Consider the following 18379-nt stretch of genomic DNA (forward strand, 5'->3'; position numbering starts at 1 on the left):
ACCCATCGCAGGCCAACTCCGGATCAAAAAACGCAATGCACAAACTCCGGCTGGCCCCAGGGCCATGCCGGGCATGGTGCACGGTAGCAAGGATGCGGGCGGTGCAAGACCGCCGAGGGAGGAGTCTTGGCCGTTCGTTACTACGATTGGATCGTTCATCATGGCCGCCGCACCCCGAACAAGGTCGCGCTGATCGACCTCGCGAGCGAGCGCCGCTTCAGCTATGCGCAGCTCGATGCCCGCGTCTCGCGCCTCGCTTCCTTCCTGCGCCACACGCTTAACGTTTCACGCGGCGACCGCGTCGCGGTACTGGCGCTGAACACAACCGATACGCTGGAAGTACAGTTTGCCTGCGGGCGGTTAGGGGCCATCTTCGTGCCGCTGAATACCCGCCTCACCATTCCCGAGCTCCAGTTCATCACCGGCGACTGCGCACCAAAGGTAATGATCCATGACGCCGATCTGGCTGAGACCGCGCTGAGCGTGGCGAAGCTTTGCGGGGTCGCGACACGCCTGCTGGTCGGCGCCGGCGGATCTTACGAGGCTGGAATCGCCGCAGCAAAGCCGCTTGACCGCGCCGAGGAAGTCACGCTCGATGACGTCTCGACCATCATGTACACGTCGGGCACGACGGGACATCCCAAGGGCGCGACCATCACCCATGGCATGACCTTCTGGAATTGCGTCAATCTCGGCGGTCCTGCCTGCATCGGGCCGTCCTCGGTGCTGCTCACCGTGCTGCCGCTGTTCCACACCGGCGGGCTCAACTGCTACACCAATCCGGTGCTGCATGCCGGCGGCACCGTGATGATCATGCGTGCCTTCGATCCCGGCACGGCACTCGGCCTGATCGACGATCCCGCGCAAGGCATCAACGTGTTCTTCGGCGTGCCCGCGATCTACCAGTTCATGGCGCAACACCCCGCCTTCGCAACGACCGATCTCGGCCGGCTGATCGTCGGCGGTGTCGGCGGCGCGCCGATGCCGGTTCCGCTGCTGAAGGTGTGGGAGGCACGCGGTGTCGCGCTTCAGCAAGGCTACGGCATGACCGAGACCTCGCCCGCGGTGCTGGTGCTGGACCGCGAGGATGCGGCGCGCAAGGCCGGCTCCGCCGGCAAGCCGGTGCTGCATACCGAGGTGCGCATCGTACGGCCCGACGGCAGCGACGCCGACGTCGGCGAGCTCGGCGAGCTCTGGGTCAAGGGCCCGAACATCACGCCGGGCTATTGGAACAGGCCGGAAGCGAACAAGACCTCCTTCACCGACGGCTGGCTGCATACGGGCGATGCCACACGCGTCGACGCGGAGGGCTTCTACTACATCGTCGATCGCTGGAAGGACATGTACATCTCCGGCGGCGAGAACGTCTATCCGGCCGAGGTCGAGAACGTCCTGCATCAGCTCAATGCCATCGCGGAAGCCGCAGTGATCGGCATTCCCGATGCGCAATGGGGCGAAGTGGGCTTTGCCATCGTCGCGGCCAAGCCCGGTCAGCGACTGACCGAGGCCGAGATCTTCGCGCATTGCGCGGCTAATCTGGCGCGCTTCAAATGCCCGCGCCAGGTCCACTTCGTCGATGCGCTGCCACGCAACGCCACCGGCAAGATCCACAAGCCGACCTTGCGCAAGGAATTTTCGGTGGCCTCGGAAGTCGACAAGAAAGTCGCCAACGCCTGATTGAAGCGCCCCTCGCGGGTGCTTTTTCTTTTTTTGAAGTGCCTGCTCCACCCCACAAGAAACTCCAGGGAATTTCCATGAAAAACAAGAAACTCGTCCTGCTCGCCGCCGCAGCCGCCCTGACATTGCTTTCGAGCCAGGGTGCCTACGCGCAGAAGAAATACGACACCGGTGTTACCGACACCGAGATCAAGATCGGCAATGTCGAGGCCTATTCCGGTCCGGCTTCCGCCTACGGCATCATCGGCAAGACCGAGGAAGCCTATTTCAAGATGATCAACGACCAAGGCGGCATCAACGGCCGCAAGATCAACTGGATCTCCTATGACGACGGCTATTCGCCGCCGAAGACCGTGGAGCAGGTCCGCAAACTGATCGAGAGCGACGAGGTGTTCCTGGTGTTCAACGCGCTGGGCACGCCGACCCAGACCGCCGTGCAGAAATATCACAATTCCAAGAAGGTGCCGCAGCTGTTCCTCGCCACCGGCGCCAGCAAGTGGAACGACCCGAAGAACTTTCCCTGGACCATGGGCTTCCAGCCCAGCTATCGGGTCGAGGCCCAGATCTTCGCTAAATACATTTTGAAGGAGAAGCCGGACGCGAAGGTTGCGATCTTCTATGCCAACGACGATTTCGGCAAGGACTACCTCGCCGGCATCAAGGACGTGTTCGGTGACAAGGCATCGAAGCTGATCGTGGCCGAAGAGAGCTACGAGACCTCGGAGCCGTCGATCGATGCCCATATCGTCAAGCTCAAGGGCACCGGCGCCGATGTCTTCGTGAACATCGCGACTCCGAAATTCGCGGCGCAGGCCATCAAGAAGATCGCGGAGCTGGAGTGGAAGCCGATGCACCTGATGACTGACGTCTCGGTGTCCATCGGCGCGGTGATGAAGCCCGCCGGTCTCGAAGCGTCTGAAGGCGTGCTGTCGGCCGGCTACCTGAAGGACGCGTCGGATCCGCAGTGGAAGGACGACGAAGGCATGAAGAAGTTCATGACCTTCATCGACAAATACATGCCCGGCGCCAACATTTCGGACGCCAATCTGGTTTACGCCTACGCCGCGGCCCAGACGATGGTGCAGGTGCTGAAACAGTCAGGCGACAATCTGACCCGCGAAAACGTGATGAAGCAGGCCGCCAGCCTGAAAGACTTCGTCCCGGACACGCTGATTCCGGGGATCAAGATCAACACCTCAGCCACCGACTTCGCGCCGATCGAGCAGCTCAAGATGTGGCGGTTCAAGAAGGGCCAGTGGGAGCTGTTCGGCGACATCATCAGCGCCGAAACGGGCGGCTAGCTCGCGGCGATCGGGCGTACCCGAGAGATAGCGGCCGAGAGGCCGCTATCTTTTTATCGGCAAGCCACCAGGGTGAGAGCCTATACCGGAAGAAACATCGCAAACGGCTCCTCGACGGTGCGCCGCAGATGCTTCCGATACAAGGCATGGTTGGGGTCGTCGGGCGCAACACGCCCCAAGGACGGCTTCGGGACGTTTTTGAGCGGCACGTAGGCGATCGGCGCCGCGATCGGCGTGAGCTGCGAGCCGGGGCCGGCGCGGAGCGTCGAAATGATGCCGTACATCTCGCCGGCAACGGTCGGCCGCGACACCGTGATCACACGATGCTGACCGTGCTTGATGATGACGAGATAGACGAAGCCGGACTGGTGGGGAACCGCGACCTCGCCGGTGTGCTCGTAGGCGGTATCCGTCCGCTCGCCCTCCCGGAAGACCAGCGAAGAGACCTTCGGCTCCCAGACGATCTCGGTGCGGTAGGCGAAGATCGCATCCTTGTCGCCGAACGACGGGCGCAGGGTGATGTAGACGTCCTCGAGCCAGGTCACCGCGCGATGCGCATAGGAGCCGAGGCTGTCGGGCGCGACATCGTTTGTGGCCGGCGGCGCCACGACGACGGCACTTTTGCGCAAGGACACCCCCAGCGCCTGCTCGAGCCGGACTGTCGTCGCCAGCGTGAACGGCCGCCGGCCACCGAGCACCTTCTCCAGCGTCGACAGGCTGAGCTTGGCCTGCTCGGCCAGCGCCTGCCGGGAGATCCGGCGCCTGGCCAGCTCCTCGCGAATGGTCTCGGCAATCTCGCGGCTCTGCTCGTCCGAAAGCTGCTTGTCGGTGAATTTGTCCTGCGTCTGCATCGTGACCCTGCCTTGGAAGCGCCAGTCTAGCAGGGCGGACAAATCAGCACAAAACCGCACATGGCCGTGCTGTGGCGGCGCGCCCGGGGCCAGCCACGGCGGAACATTGCCGATCATTCTGCTCGCGAAATCGCCCCCTCCCGACCGATGCTCGCCGTCGTCAATCACCCTTCGGGAGCAGGCCAAATGGACAATTACGACACGGTCGACAGCAACGAACACCCCTGGCTGGGCAGACTCATCGTGGTCGGACTGTTCCTTCTGGCACAGGGCATCGCGGTGATGGTGGTCGCCTTCATCGCCCTGCTGGTCAGCTTCGAGCCGGGCTGGTCGGCGACGACGGAGCAAGCGAGCCTGCTCCAGCCGGGCGATGCCCGCTCAGGCACTCTCCTGCTGAAGCAGGACGGCGCCACCACCGAAGCAGTCCGCCTCGGCATCGACGTCGACGTCACGGTGTCTGGTCCGACGCTGCGCGCCCGGGTCACGCAGGTCTTCCGCAACCCAACCAAGGACTGGGTCGAGGCGACCTATGTCTATCCGCTCGCGAGCGACGGCGCCGTGGACACGCTGAAGATGGTGGTCGGCGACCGCATCATCGTCGGCGACATCAAGGAGCGGCAGCAGGCCCGCGTGATCTACGAAGAGGCACGTCGCGCCGGCCACAAGGCCGCGCTTACCGCGCAGGAACGGCCGAACATCTTCACCAACTCGGTCGCCAATATCGGGCCCGGCGAAACCGTGCTGGTGCAGATCGAGTATCAGGAGCCGGTGCATCAATCCGGCAACGAATATTCGCTGCGCCTGCCGCTGGTGGTCGGACCGCGCTACAATCCGGCGCCGATCGTGCAGAGCGTCGACTTCCGTAACGACAGCTCGGGCTGGGGCGCGACCAAGTCGGACCCGGTTCCGGACCGCGACCGTATCGCGCCGCCCGTGCTGGATCCTACGCAGAATGCGCCGGTCAATCCGACCAGCATCACGGTGCGGCTGAAGTCCGGCTTTGCGCTCGGCGAGGTCAGGAGCCACCACCATAACGTCAAGATCGAAGGCCCGGACAACGCGACGCGCATCGTCACGCTTGCCGATGGCACAGTCGCGGCCGATCGCGATTTTGAGCTGAGCTGGAAGCCGGCTGCGGAGAAGGCGCCGTCGGTTGGCCTGTTCCGCGAGCATGTCGGCGATGCCGATTATCTGCTCGCCTTCGTCACTCCGCCCAGCGTCGAGCAGGCAACGCAGAAGCCGCTGCCGCGCGAGGTCGTGTTCGTGATCGACAATTCCGGCTCGATGGGCGGCACCTCGATCGTCCAGGCCAAGGCCGGCCTGACTTACGCCCTCTCTCGCCTCCAGCCGACCGACCGTTTCAACGTGATCCGCTTCGACGACACCATGGACGTGCTGTTTCCGGACTCCGTGCCGGCGGATGCCGCGCATGTCGGCGAGGCGACCTCCTTCGTCAGCGCCTTGCAGGCACGCGGCGGCACCGAGATGGTGCCGGCGATGCGCGCGGCGCTGACCGACAAGCTCGGCGACGCCAGCATGGTCCGCCAGGTCGTGTTCCTGACCGACGGTGCGATCGGCAACGAGCAGCAATTGTTCGAGACGATCACGGCGATGCGCGGCCGCTCGCGCGTATTCATGGTCGGCATCGGGTCCGCGCCCAACACCTATCTGATGACGCGCGCCGCCGAACTCGGCCGTGGCGCCTTCACCCATATCGGCTCCGTCGAGGAGGTGGAGGAGCGCATGCGTGGCCTGTTCGCCAAGCTGGAAAATCCGGCCGTGACCGGCCTCACCGCAAAGTTCACCGAGGCCAAGGCCGACGTCACCCCGGCGATCATTCCCGACGTCTATCGCAACGAGCCCCTGGTGCTGGTGGCAAAGCTCGACAAGCTCGCGGGCGCGCTCGAGATCAAGGGCCGCGTCGGCGATCACCCATGGTCGGTGACGCTGCCGCTGCAAAATGCAGCCGAAGGCAAGGGCCTGTCAAAGCTCTGGGCCAGGCGCAAGATCGGTGATGCCGAGGTGGCGCGAACGCTGCGCGAGATGACGCCTGAGGAATCCGACAAGGCGATCCTGGCGCTGGCGCTCGACCATCAGATCGTCACACGGTTGACCAGCCTGATCGCGGTCGACAAGACGCCGAGCCGTCCCGAAGGCGAACCGCTCAAGCTCGCCGAACTGCCGATCAACCTGCCAGCCGGCTGGGATTTCGAGAAGGTCTTTGGCGAGCGACAGCCATTGCCGGCACAGTTGCGCGAACGCCACGCGGATGCGCGCAACCAGCCGACCGCGCGGCGGCCTTCACCCACGGCGCCCGACGCGATCCGCCTGCCCAAGACCGCAACCTCGGCCGAGCTGAAGATGATCGCAGGCCTGATCCTGATCGTGCTCGCCCTGATCCTGTTCGTGTTCAACCGGCGTCGGCCCTTGCTCACCGACGCTGCTTGAGAGAGGAGCTCCCCCGAACTCCTCTACTTCAGCGCGCGCGGCTGCCCGTCCCCTACCCAAGGCCGCGCGCGTCTTTTTTTGGCGACCGTCATTGCGAGCGCAGCGAAGCAATCCAGACTGCCGCCCGCGGAAAGACTCTGGATTGCTTCGCTTCGCTCGCAATGACGATGATGCCAATGCCCCGCTTCATCTCTCCCCTGCTCCTGGCACTGATCGGCCTCATCCTGTTCGGCGACGGCGCCTACACCCACGCCAAGGCGTGGCTCGCGCAGGTGCTGCTCGAGCGCGCGTTCGACAGAAGCGTCGCGACGGGCCGAATGGTCAAGCCATGGTCATGGGCCGACACCTGGCCGGTCGCGCGGATCGAGGTGAAGCGGATCGGCGCCAGCGCCATCGCGCTGGACGGCGCGAGCGGTCAGGCGCTTGCCTTCGGGCCCGGTCACATCCACCAGACGGTTGATGCCGGCGAGCGCGGTATTGCTGTATATGCCGGACATCGCGACACACATTTCCGTTTCTTGCAGAATGTTGCCATCGGCGACGTTATCGATGTCACGCGCAGTGACGGCAAACACTTTCGCTATCGCGCGGATTCATCTGCCGTGGTCCGCTTCGATGCCTCGGGCATCGATCCCAAAGCGCAGGATTTCGAACTCGTGCTCACGACCTGTTGGCCGTTCGACGCCGTGACGTCCGGCCCGGAGCGCTACGTCCTACATGCCACCTTGATCGCAACCGGTGAATAGCCGTTCGCAATCGGCCCGTCCGGAGCCCATTGGATCACTCATAATTGCGGTTGATGAGACTGCGGAACTGGCGTTGACGGCGGGAGCCCTATAAGAAAGGCCGATTGATCATCTTACGCTTTATTTGCAGGCAGAACGATAAATGGACGACGAGTTCAGGCTGCGTCTCGAACAGCGGTTGGAGCAGCTCGAAAACCGCGTCGCGCTACTGGAACGCAATCTGGATCTCGTTGCCGCCGGACAAAGACGCTCGTCCTTTCGCAGCCTCTGGCGGCGTCCGCCGATGTGGACCTTCGAACAATATCCGCCGCGCATTCTCAACCTGACGGCTTTCCCGCCGGCGCCCGCGATCGATGCGGGCGCGCCCCGGATCGCAATGGTCACACCGAGCTACAATCACGCGCAATATCTCGGCGCCACGATCGAGAGCATCGTGAGCCAGAACTATCCGAACCTGCATTATCACGTGCAGGACGGCGCCTCGATCGACGGCACGTTCGATCTCCTGAAGAGCCGCGGCGACAGCATCAGCTGGAAAAGCGAGCCCGACAAGGGACAGTCCAGCGCCATCAATCTCGGCTTCGCCGGCGTCGACAGCGAGATCATGGCCTATCTCAACAGCGACGACATGCTGCTGCCAGGGACGCTCGCCTATGTCGCCCGTTACTTCATATCGCATCCGCATGTCGACATCGTCTACGGCCATCGCGTCTTCGTCGACCGAGAGGGCCTCGAGGTCGGACGCGCCGTGCTGCCGCCTCACGACGGCAAGGCCTTGCAATACGCCGACTACATCCCGCAGGAAACGATGTTCTGGCGCAGGCGCGTGTGGGACAGGATCGGGCCCATCGACGAAAGCTTCCATTATGCGATGGATTGGGACTTCATCCTGCGGGCGCAGGCCGCCGGATTCAAGTTCGCACGCCTGCCGCGATTTCTTGCCTGCTTCCGAATTCACGACGCCCAGAAGACGGCGTCAACCTACTCAGTTGGCGTCAGGGAGATGGGCCTCCTGCGGCGTCGCGTTCTCGGCTTCGATCCGACGCAGATGCAGATCCGACGCGCCATCGCGCCCTATATCGCGAAGCAACTGGCCTATCACTACGCCCACAGGCTGAGCCTGCTGCGGTACTGAGCAAGCGCGATCAGCGAGCCCGAGAGGAGCGGACATCGTCATCGAGCCAGATCCGCTCGAGGCCGATGCCGAGCGGACGCACGTCGGAGCTCACCCCCAGATCCGCCGGCGAGCGCGGATCTGACAGGGCCAGGCGGATGGTCACGGTCCCGTCGGCGGAAATCGCGGCGGGATCGAGCGTCAACCTGCGCAGGCCCGCGAACGCCTCCAGCGAGAACGTCAGCCGCTGTGGCGCCCCGTCGCCGACGCGGCAGAGGGCCTGCAGCTGCGGATTCCCGTCGGAGACGAAAGCGCGGCAGGCCAGGACGATTTCGACCGGTCGTGACGGGATTGGACGGACCTCGAAGCGGAGCACGCAGGTCCTGGCAATGGACCATGTGCCCCATTCTTCCGATTCGCTCCATCCCTCGATCAGCGCCGCGACGCCGGCGCCGTCACGCGTGAACTCGAGCTTCTCCGCGCCCAGGATCGGCGCAGACATAGACGCTTCCAGCGCAGCCGGATCGAACGGCTCCTGATCCGGCACGAACTGCGCGATCACGCGCACCGCATCCGCAATCGAACCAAGCCCAAGCGCGGAGCCATCGAGCTCGTAACGCATGCGGTTCGGCCCGGCTGCGCGGACGCTCCGGCCGGGTGGCGGACGATCCGCGAGGCGCGCCGGAATGATGATGTCGGCGACGTCGAAACCGTGCGTGCATGCGAGCTCGCCGATGGCCTGCACGGTCCGATCATACAGAGGCGGCCGATTGTTGATATCGGTCGCCAGCGCCTGCGCGAGCGCCCTGAAGTCGAGCCGCACATCGTCGTCGTCCGGCAGCAACAGGCGCTTGAGGACGAGCATGTCCTTGGCGATGAAGAGCTGGAGCGCATTGAGATCGGGAAGCTGCGGATCGCCGTCAACAGTGCCGAAATCGCGCGCCCCTCGCGACGTATCGAGCAGATCAGTGGTCTCGAAGAACAGGGCGTGACCGGTGCTGTGCCGCGAAAAGCCGGCCATGCCCAGCGGTCGGGAAAGGCGAACGAAGCTGTCGGTCAGCGCGGCGTTGGCGATGCCGGATGCCACATCGGGCGAGAGACCGATGAAATAGCGGCCGCCGATCGTGCGCATCCGATCGATGACATTGCGCCGGACGAACGAATTGTAGATCATCGGCAGATGCGCATAGTGAGCCTGAAAGCCGAAGATGCGTGCCAGTTCGCGGCGCGACGAGACGCGCTCTGCAGACGAGACAAGGTCGATTTCGGCGAACAGCCGGTTGCGAAATGCCGGATGGTAGTAGCTTGGCCAGTAGTAGCTGTAGGCGCGCCAGCTCAGGAGATCGATCTTGCCGTCCGAAAGAATGTCCGCTGCCGTGGCGCACGCATAGGGCATCAGCCCATCGTCGTCGCCGATGAAGGCGATGTATTCGCCCGAAGCATGGCCGAGTGCCGTCTCCCAATTGTCGGTCATGGTGAGAACGGTATCGCTGGCAAAATGCCTGAAACGCTCGTCCTGGAGGTCTGCGACCATCCTCGCGATCTCGGGATTGCCGCCATTGTTCTGCACGATGAACTCGCAATCGGCATGCGCAGGCTGGCACGCCATGGTCGCCAAGGCGTGGCGAAGCGTATCGGGACGATCGAGAGTCGGCACCACGACTGACAGGAGCGGCATAATCACCATCGAGAGGATGAACGTCACGAACTCCTAGCATTTCGCCGGATCGTTCGCACTTTCGCCAAAAGTCTGGTGATGCTAGCCTTGTCGCGGAGTCTCGCTCATTCCGCCTTGCGGCATGGAGCTCGTCGCGATCAACCCCGCCAGAACCGGTGCTCGACCGAGCGCTGCAACAAGAACAAAAGGTGAGGAAGTGCCATGGAAGCTCAGGTGTCTGTTGCGTCGGTTTCTCCGCGCCCATGGTCTCCGCCGCCCGACGCCAGTGACGTCGTCAAAGGCATCCACGCCATGCTGCATCCGCACAACATCGTGCTGGTGGGCGCGACCGACAAGCCCGGCAACTACGCCGAGCGCATCTGGAATAATCTGGTCAAGTACGGCTACGAGGGCGGGCTCTATCCGGTCAACGCCAGGCGCGACACCATCTGGGACGTCCCTTGCTACAAGGACTTTGCCAGCCTGCCGGAAAAGCCCGATCACGTTCTGGTGCTGGTGCCGGCGCGCTCTGCCGTGCAGGTGATCCGCGATGCTGCCGCAGCCGGCGCACGTTCGGCCACCATCGTCACCTCGGGCTTCAGCGAGTTGCAGGACGATGAGAGCCAGAAGCTCGCTGCCGAATTGCAAGCGGCCGTGCGCGAAACGGGACTTGCGGTCACTGGGCCGAACTGTCTCGGCAATTTGAGCGCCGGCGAAAAGCTCTTTACCAACATCGACGACCGTATCGTCACCATGGAGCAGGGGGCGGTCGCGATCGCCGGCCAATCCGGCGCCATCGTCATGGCGATCCGCCAGGCGCTGGAGGATCGGGGTGTCGGCGTCGGCTACATGGTGACCACCGGAAACGAGGCCGGACTCGAAACGCCGGACCTGATGCGCTATTTCGCCGAGGATCCGAGCATCAAGGTGATCGTCGTCTATCTCGAAGGCGTGCGCAACACCAAGGCCTTCCGCGACGCCTGCAAGGCGGCGCGCGCCGCAAGCAAGCCCGTGATCGCACTCAAGCTCGGCTCGTCCGAAGGTGGCCGCGCCGCGGCGATGGCGCATACCGGCGCGCTCGCCGGCTCGATCGAGACCTTCGATGCCATTGCAACGCGCGAAGGCGTCATTCGGGTCGGCGGGCTCGACGAGTTGATCGAGACCACCGAGTGCTTCGTTCACGCGGCCGTGCCCAAGGGCGATCGACTCGCGGCGGTCACGCTCTCCGGCGGCAAGCGCGGCATGCTGCTCGACGCCTTCTATGCTGAGGGCCTGAACTTTGCGCCGCTGAGCCCGCATGTCGGCTCGGAGCTGGCAAAAATGCTCGGGCCGGGCTCGATCGTCGGCAACCCGCTCGACGCCGGCTTTGCCGCCGTGGTCGATCCCTCCGTCTACATGAAGTCGATCAAGCTGATGATCGACGATCCCGACATCGACATCGTCATCATCGACGCCGAGCTGCCGAAGGCGCCGCACGAGCTGCGCGAGCGCAACTTGCGCATCGTCAACGAGATGGCGAGCAGGGCCTCAAAGCCCGTGATCTATATCAGCGCGATGTCGATCGGCTTCACCGAGTTCACGAAGAATCTGCGCAAGTCGCTGCCGCATCTGGCCGTCATGCAGGGCATGGATCGCGCGGTAACCGCGATCAAGTCGCTGCTTGACTATGCGAAATTGCGCAAGGAGGTGCCGGACATCGTCTCACGCTCGAAGCCGGCCGCACGTGCCGTGCTGGAAAAGACGCTGAAATCGGCGAGCGGCGCCGCCCTCGACGAGGTCGCGTCCAAGAAGCTCCTGAAGGCATACGGCATCCCGATCTCGAAGGAGGCGATTGCGCAGACGGCGGCGGAAGCCGCGAAGCTTGCCAAGCAGATCGGTTTCCCGGTCGTGGCGAAACTCGTCAGCGCCGAGATCCTGCACAAATCCGACATCGGCGGCGTGGTGCTGAACCTCAACAGCGCCGCCGAGGTCAAGAAGGCCTTCGCCGATATCACTGCGCGGGTGAGCAAGCTGAAGGGCAAGCCGAAGCTCGACGGCATCCTGATCGCGCAGCAGGTCAAGGCCGAGCTCGAGCTCGTGGTCGGCGCCTCGCTCGATGCCGAAATGGGTCCAGTCGTGCTGTTCGGCACCGGCGGCATCGACATCGAGCTGATGAAGGACGTCGCGCTCGCCGGCGCCCCGCTGGACGAGGCCGAGGCGCGGTTGCTGATCGGCCGGACCAAGGCCGGCATCAAGATGCGCGGCTATCGCGGCAAGCCGGCCCTGCACGAGGCCTCCGCAGTGAAGGCGCTGGTCGGCTTGTCCAGCCTGATTGCGGATGCCGGCGACCGGATCGCCTCGATCGACATCAACCCGTTCCTGATCAACACCAAAACCGGCGTGGCCGTCGATGCCCTCATCGTCCTGAACAACGCAGCGGCAAAACGCGCGGCCGGGCATTGACGTCGCGTAGCTCGTAGGACGGATGCGCAAAGCGTAATCCGCCATTTTGCGCATGCGGCAAGTCGGGCGGGTTACGCTTCGCTAACCCGCCCTCCCTAACATCGCGGCCTTCTTCCCACGTCCCCGCTTTGGCCGTAGAATCGCCTGATGGCACGCGCGAGCAATCTTGTGATCGGAACGGCGACGCTGGCGGTGATCGCCGTGGCGTTCGGCGGCCTGCTCGGCGTGCAGAAATGGCGCACCATCCAGAGCCGCAGCCAGTTGCGCGTGGTCTTCGAGGGCGGCTCGGCCAGCGGACTGCGTCGGGGCGGGCCGGTCAATTTCGACGGTGTGCCTGCAGGGCAGATCCTGTCGATCAAATTGGACAGTCCCCGCAGGATCGTGGCGCTCGTGATGCTCGACAACACCGCACCGATCCGCAAGGACACCGTCGCAGGCATCGAGTTCCAGGGGCTCACGGGCGTAGCCGCGATCTCGCTGATCGGCGGCGCTCCCTCAGCGCCGCCGGTGCCGCTGGATTCGGACGGCATCCCGATACTGACCGCCGATCTCAGCGACGCCGAGTCCATCGTGGAAACCCTGCACAGCGTCGACCGCACGATCGTGAGCAACGCCCCTGCAATCAAGGAGGGCCTGCGCACATTCGAGACCTATACCGCCGACCTCAGGAGCAAGGGCGGCGAGATCGATTCCGTCATGGCCAAGGTCGACAGCGCCTTCGCGGGATTCGACAAGGCAGTCACCAAGATCGAGGGAGTCGTGCCCGCTTCGTCGATGGCAAAGCTGACGAGCTGTTCGAGAAGATACAGGGACTGCACGAGCTCGCCGACACCATGAAGAAGAAGTCGGCGGGGTACCTCGAAGATATCCGCCGCTCGCTGCTCGACGTCAGCGAGACCGCCAACAAGATGGCGGGAACGCCGGTGGCGCCGCGCCCTCCGCGCAAGCCTACGGAGCAGAGGCGTTAGAGCATGATCCGGAAAAGCGTGTAGCGGTTTTCCCTCGCGACAAACGCGGTACGTGTTTGCGCGGAGATCATTCCCAAACAACAATCTAAAGCGCGATGACGATTCATCCCAACCTCATCGCCCTTTTAGAACCTACCACGCGTAGCGCACGAGACCCTTGCCGGCATAGGAGCGAGTGACGTTCGAGAACTCGCCCTCGAAGGTGGCCGACGCAGACCAGCCGTTCATCCAGTTCATCTGCACCGCCGCCGTGGTCAATGCGGAATCGCGCGCCTGCGCGGCGCCGTTCACGACGAAGGCCGATCCCGGCAGGGTCTGGAAGACCGCGCCGATGGTGCGATCCGGATTGTAGTCATGCGCCCAGGCGACGCGGCCGCGCAGGGTCATCAAGGCGCCGGCCGCGGCAAACGACCTGTCCGCACGCAGGCCGAGTTCGGTGCGGGTGCTGGTCACGTCCTTGGCGGCATAGTTGAGGGCGAAGACGCTGCTGCCGGCCACGGCAAACTCCGAATAGTCCGGAAGGCTGAACATGGTGGCCTGGAGCGCCGCATAGGGCGTGACACCGACCCATGGCGTGGCGTAGCGATAGCCACCCTCGACGCGGCCCGAAAACGCGTTGGCATTGAATTGGGCGCGCAGCTGGTCGAACCCGGCGGCGGTGACGACGCGATTGATGGTGACATCCTGCCAGCCATAGGCCAGAGCCGCCGTGATATAGGCGGGGCCGGCGGTATGACGCACGAAAGCGCCGGCCTGGAACAGATCGGAGCGGCCCCAGCCGAGGCCGTTGACGCCGAAGCTGGTGCCGCCGCCGGCAAGCGCAAAACCGGCGATGGTCGACGGCGAGAAACGGTAGTCGAGACCGACCGCCGTGCCGTAGACGCTGCTGGTGGTGTTGTTCGAGCCGAGGCCGGCATTGCCGTCGGTGGTCTGCGAACCGCCGTAGCCAGCCGCCCACACATCCCAGCGCTGCTCGAACGTCGCGGCCGGTGCCTTGCGGTAGATCGAGGCGAACGCGTCACGCGGGGTTTTGCCAGCCGCGGCATAGGCATTTGCGCTCGCGTGGTCGGCATATGGAGTCGCACCTGAAGTGCCGCTGCGTCCCGCGCCGTAGACGTCGGTGAGCAGGCTGAGGAACAGGTTCATCGCGTTGAACGTCGTCTGCTGCGTTCCCGTCGCGGACTCGCCGGAAGCCTGCGTCAAGCCATTGGGGCCTAGGCCCGCGAATTCGGCTTGCAGAAAGCCATTCGCGTTGAAGAAATTCTGAAGCGTCGTGGCGACGTTCTTCTGATTGATGTTGAGGGCGTATTTCGCGCCATAGTCGAGCGTAAAATTGAGATAGACGGTGCCGCTGGGATCCACGGTGGTCGTGCCGATAAGACCACCGGGCGCGGCAACGGCGGCAAAATTGTCGGTTGCGGTGCCGGAAAACTGCATGATCGTGTATTGGGGCAATATGGTGCTGCCCGCGTAGAGCGAGACGCCGACATTACCGTTCAGGGTGACATTGCCGAAAACGTTGGCAAAGCTCGCGGTGGTTCCGCTACCGACTTGAACGAGGTACAGCGCACCGGACTGGAAGGCGAGGTCGCCTTGAACCCACATGCTCGAGCCCGGCCCGCCATCGCCTGGCGCATAGATGCCGCCGTTGGCGATCACGGTATTGCCGACGATTCCCGCGCCGAACAACGCGCCGCCCGCGTTCACGGTGGTCAGGCTCGATTGCGAGATGTCGCCGTCGACCCGCAGGATACCGCCGTTCACGGTGGTGGTGCCGGTGTAGGCATTCGTGCTGGAGAGGACCAGCGTGCCGCTGCCGACCTTCTCCAGCGAACCCGGACCGGCGGGACCGCAACCGCAGGGGTCGTAGTCACCGATGACGCCGCTGACCTCCGTCGAGCGATTGTTGCCGCCGACGACGAGCGTATTGCCGCCACCGATGTAATAGAAGCCGTTGCCTTCGATCGAGCCGGCCGTGATGCGACCGTCACTGTTCGGGCCGATGCTGACCCCGAAATCGACGATGCCTGTCCCGGTGGTGACGAAACGCGCATTGCCGCCGGTGGAATTGTCGAAGAACTCTGTCTTGCCGCCGTCCTTGGTGATGATGGTGGCATTGCCGGCCGTGGTGAACGCGCCGAAATTGGTCAAACCGCCGGACTCGTTGATGATCGTCGCATTGCCGGCGGTCGCAGTATCGGATCCGGCCAGCCCACCGAATATGGTTCCACTGAGATTATCGTTCACGATCGTCGCCGAGCCGGCAGAGGATTGCTCGAGGAAGGCGGTGCCGCCACCATTCTGGTTGGTGATACTGGCCGTGCCCGCATTGGTCCGGCCGAAGAAGCCGGTGAAGCCGCCATCATTGGTGATGGTCGCGCGGCCAGCCGTCGCGGTGTCGGTCCCGCCTCCGGCCAGATCGCCGAAATACATCTGACCTCTGTTGGTAATCACCATCGAGCTGGCGGAGGTCGCGTTGCGGAACGTCGTCAGACCGGAGAACTCGTTGATAAGCGACGTGATGCCCGACGTGTCGGCATTGACGATGTTGAACAGGCCCTCGTTAGTGACAACGCCGATGATGCTGGCGGTATGGGTTGCATCGCCCAACTGCAGTGAGCCGCAATTGCAGATGAACGTATCGCCGGCATACGTGTTCGCGCCAAGCAACGCCAGGATGCCGGGGCCCTGCACGGAGATGCCGCCACTGCCGGTGATGCGGGACACAATCGCAGCCGAGGGGTCTCCGGTGCCGGTAACGTCGTTGGTGATGAACGTGGTGCCGCCCGGGGCCAGCCTGAGGTCACCGCCCTGGATGGTATAGATCGAACCGTCGCCGGTGAGATCGAAGCCCATGAGACTGGTGAGCTGCACGCCGCCAGGCGTAACCGTCACCGTGCCGCCCGTTGCCGGCGTCGACGGACCGCCGCTGCCGAATATCGTGCCGACTGACAACGGATCGTAAGCGGTGCTGATCGAGCCGGAGAAGTCCGTCCAGTTGGTGGTGGTGGTGTCCCAGACACCGCCTCCGCCGTTGACGGCGCCGTTCGGAGTGGTTTGCGATCCGTTGAAGTATTGCTGGGCTCCGGCGGGGGTCGTCACGACAGCCGCCCCCAAGGCGAGGCTCACCGCGAATGCCGCGCGAATGGCCGTGGTGCTCCGGCGCGAGCAACCGCGCCCTCTCGATGGCAACCAAGCCCCCACGCAATTCCCCTCACCCGCGGCGCTCCCCAGTGGCGCCGCGTGGAACTTAGGCCATGAGGATGGCGGGTAGAACTACGGGACATCGAGAATCCGCCAACGTGGCCGCAACTTGGGCAGATTCAACAGCCCATGTTGCAACCGCGCCACGGTTTTGCCGAGCGCTATTCCCATTCCGCGCATGCGCAGACGCGTCAAGCCATCGGCGCATATGGACGGCCATTCACATCAATGGCTGATCATCCAGGCATCAAGCCGGGACCGATAGATCCGCGATACAGATCGCGGATCTGCGCTTAAGCTCGTCCGGGACGACGCTATGCGGCATTCGTTACCTCAGCTCGGCACTGCCGCCTAGCCATACACAAACGCTTTGTCATCCAGGTCCGTCTTCGGAATCTCGTCCTTCTCGGTCCAATAATCCTGGCTGTGCTGCCATTCCGGCTTGTCGCCGCGCTTGGGCAAGAGGTCCATGTTGCGCATCATGTAGCCGGGGTTGAAGTTCTCCGGATCGATCCAGGGCAGGATCGGCATGTTGTGGTCTTCGGGACGCAAGCTCACCTCGACCTTCTTTGCGCCCTTGCCCTTCATATGACCGAGCAGCCGGCAGACGAAATCGGCCACGAGGTCGACGCGCAGCGTCCAGCTGGCGCGGAAATAGCCGAACACCCAAACCAGGTTCGGCACGCCCGTGAACATCATGCCGCGATAGGTGACGGTGTCGCCGAAGGCGAGCGGCTTGCCGTCGATCTCGAAGGCGATGTCGCCGAGGGCGGCGAGGTTGAAGCCGGTCGCGGTGACGATGACATCGGCCTCCAACAGCTTGCCGGATTTGAGCTGGATGCCGTTCTCGACCAAGCACTCGATCTCGTCGGTGACGACGGAGGCCTTGCCACTGGCGATGCCCTTGAACAAGTCGGCGTCGGGCACGAAGGCGATGCGCTGCCGCCACGGCCGGTACTTTGGCGTGAAATGTGTCTCGACGTCGTAGTCGGGACCGAGGACCGCGCTGATCTGGCCGATCAGGTCCTTCTTCACCTGCTCCGGCTTGGAGACGCAAAGCTTGGTGAACGCATCCTGCTCGAACAGGATCTTGCGTCGGACGATCTCATGAATCCAGGCTTCGTCGATCTGGAGCCGGCGCAGCTCCTCCGCGATCTCGATGGCGTTGCGGCCGAGGCGGAAATAGGTCGGCGAACGCTGCAGCATGGTGACGTGCGCACATTTGTCGGCGATGTTCGGCACCAGTGTCGCCGCCGTCGCGCCCGAGCCGATCACGACGACCTTCTTGCCGGTGAGATCGATATCATCCGGCCAGGTCTGCGGATGGACGATGCGGCCCTCGAAGCGATCGGTTCCCTTCCATTCCGGCGTGTAGCCTTCGGAAGGGCGATAATAGCCCTGGCACATCCAGAGGAAGTTCGCAGTGAAGGTCTTGGGCTCTCCGGTGTCGGTCGTCACCGCCTCGATGGTCCAGAGATTTTGCTCGCTCGACCAGTTCGCGGAGTTGATCTTGTGCTTGTAGCGGATGTGGCGGGCGATATCGTTGTCGTCAATCACCTCTTTCATGTAGGAGAGAATCTCCTCGGCGGTGGCGATCGGCGGCCCGACCCAGGGCTTGAAGCTGTAGCCGAACGTGTGGAGGTCGCTGTCCGAGCGGATGCCGGGATAGCGATGCGTGCTCCACGTGCCGCCGAACGTCGCCTGCGTTTCCAGGATGACGTAGCTCGTGCCCGGCAGCTGCTTTTCAATGTGGTAGGCGCTGCCGATGCCGGAGATGCCAGCGCCGACGATCAGCACGTCGAAATGTTCAGTGGCCTGCTTGGTGGTGGCGTGACTGCGAACAGCGACATTCATTGTTGCTTCTATGCCTTGCTTGTTTTTGTGGCCGCCCTTGACCGGACGGCGCGTTTCCTCCGCGACGGGCATGCCCACCCATCGCGCTTCCGCTACAAAATGACATAGATCAATCTG

General features: G+C 63.7%; 10 protein-coding genes and 1 pseudogene. 7 read left to right on the forward strand and 4 right to left on the reverse strand.

Annotated elements, in window-relative coordinates:
• Positions 1 to 126: 126 nt before the first annotated feature.
• Positions 127 to 1677, forward strand: coding sequence for a long-chain fatty acid--CoA ligase (locus NLM27_RS31095; RefSeq protein ID WP_254146908.1), 1551 nt, complete (start codon positions 127 to 129; stop codon positions 1675 to 1677).
• Between the two features lie 77 nt (positions 1678 to 1754).
• The gene (locus tag NLM27_RS31100) at positions 1755 to 2978 is read left to right on the forward strand and encodes an ABC transporter substrate-binding protein (RefSeq protein ID WP_254146909.1); all 1224 of its coding nucleotides are present in this window, start codon (positions 1755 to 1757) and stop codon (positions 2976 to 2978) included.
• A gap of 80 nt (positions 2979 to 3058) precedes the next feature.
• Here the strand turns inward: NLM27_RS31100 and NLM27_RS31105 are convergent, their stop codons facing one another.
• Positions 3059 to 3829, reverse strand: coding sequence for a helix-turn-helix transcriptional regulator (locus NLM27_RS31105; RefSeq protein WP_254146910.1), 771 nt, complete (start codon positions 3827 to 3829; stop codon positions 3059 to 3061).
• A gap of 186 nt (positions 3830 to 4015) precedes the next feature.
• Between NLM27_RS31105 and NLM27_RS31110 the strand changes: the two genes are divergently transcribed.
• From NLM27_RS31110 to NLM27_RS31120, 3 genes are all read left to right on the forward strand, one after another.
• Positions 4016 to 6277 (forward strand): marine proteobacterial sortase target protein, encoded by a 2262-nt coding sequence (locus tag NLM27_RS31110; RefSeq protein WP_254146911.1) that lies wholly within the window; start codon positions 4016 to 4018, stop codon positions 6275 to 6277.
• A gap of 176 nt (positions 6278 to 6453) precedes the next feature.
• Entirely contained in the window at positions 6454 to 7023 is a 570-nt protein-coding gene (locus tag NLM27_RS31115) for a class GN sortase (protein WP_254146912.1), read from the forward strand.
• Between the two features lie 142 nt (positions 7024 to 7165).
• Positions 7166 to 8158, forward strand: a complete 993-nt coding sequence (locus NLM27_RS31120; protein WP_254146913.1) for a glycosyltransferase family 2 protein — start codon at positions 7166 to 7168, stop codon at positions 8156 to 8158.
• Positions 8159 to 8168: 10 nt separating this feature from the next.
• Here NLM27_RS31120 and NLM27_RS31125 read toward each other — a convergent pair whose 3' ends face one another.
• The gene (locus NLM27_RS31125; protein ID WP_254146914.1) at positions 8169 to 9842 is read right to left on the reverse strand and encodes a glycosyltransferase; all 1674 of its coding nucleotides are present in this window, start codon (positions 9840 to 9842) and stop codon (positions 8169 to 8171) included.
• Between the two features lie 174 nt (positions 9843 to 10016).
• Between NLM27_RS31125 and NLM27_RS31130 the strand changes: the two genes are divergently transcribed.
• Together NLM27_RS31130 and NLM27_RS31135 are read left to right on the forward strand one after the other, a co-directional pair.
• Positions 10017 to 12236, forward strand: coding sequence for an acetate--CoA ligase family protein (locus NLM27_RS31130; RefSeq protein ID WP_254146915.1), 2220 nt, complete (start codon positions 10017 to 10019; stop codon positions 12234 to 12236).
• A 147-nt stretch (positions 12237 to 12383) separates the two neighbouring features.
• Positions 12384 to 13204 (forward strand): annotated as a pseudogene (locus NLM27_RS31135) (MlaD family protein).
• Positions 13205 to 13336: 132 nt separating this feature from the next.
• Here NLM27_RS31135 and NLM27_RS31140 read toward each other — a convergent pair.
• Both NLM27_RS31140 and NLM27_RS31145 read right to left on the reverse strand, forming a co-directional pair.
• Positions 13337 to 16306 (reverse strand): autotransporter domain-containing protein, encoded by a 2970-nt coding sequence (locus tag NLM27_RS31140; RefSeq protein ID WP_254146917.1) that lies wholly within the window; start codon positions 16304 to 16306, stop codon positions 13337 to 13339.
• A 453-nt stretch (positions 16307 to 16759) separates the two neighbouring features.
• Positions 16760 to 18262 carry an NAD(P)/FAD-dependent oxidoreductase gene (locus tag NLM27_RS31145; protein ID WP_254146918.1) on the reverse strand — a complete coding sequence of 501 codons (1503 nt, stop codon included), beginning with the start codon at positions 18260 to 18262 and terminating at the stop codon, positions 16760 to 16762.
• Positions 18263 to 18379: the final 117 nt, after the last annotated feature.

This window comes from Bradyrhizobium sp. CCGB12 (genome assembly GCF_024199845.1).
Lineage (GTDB): Bacteria > Pseudomonadota > Alphaproteobacteria > Rhizobiales > Xanthobacteraceae > Bradyrhizobium.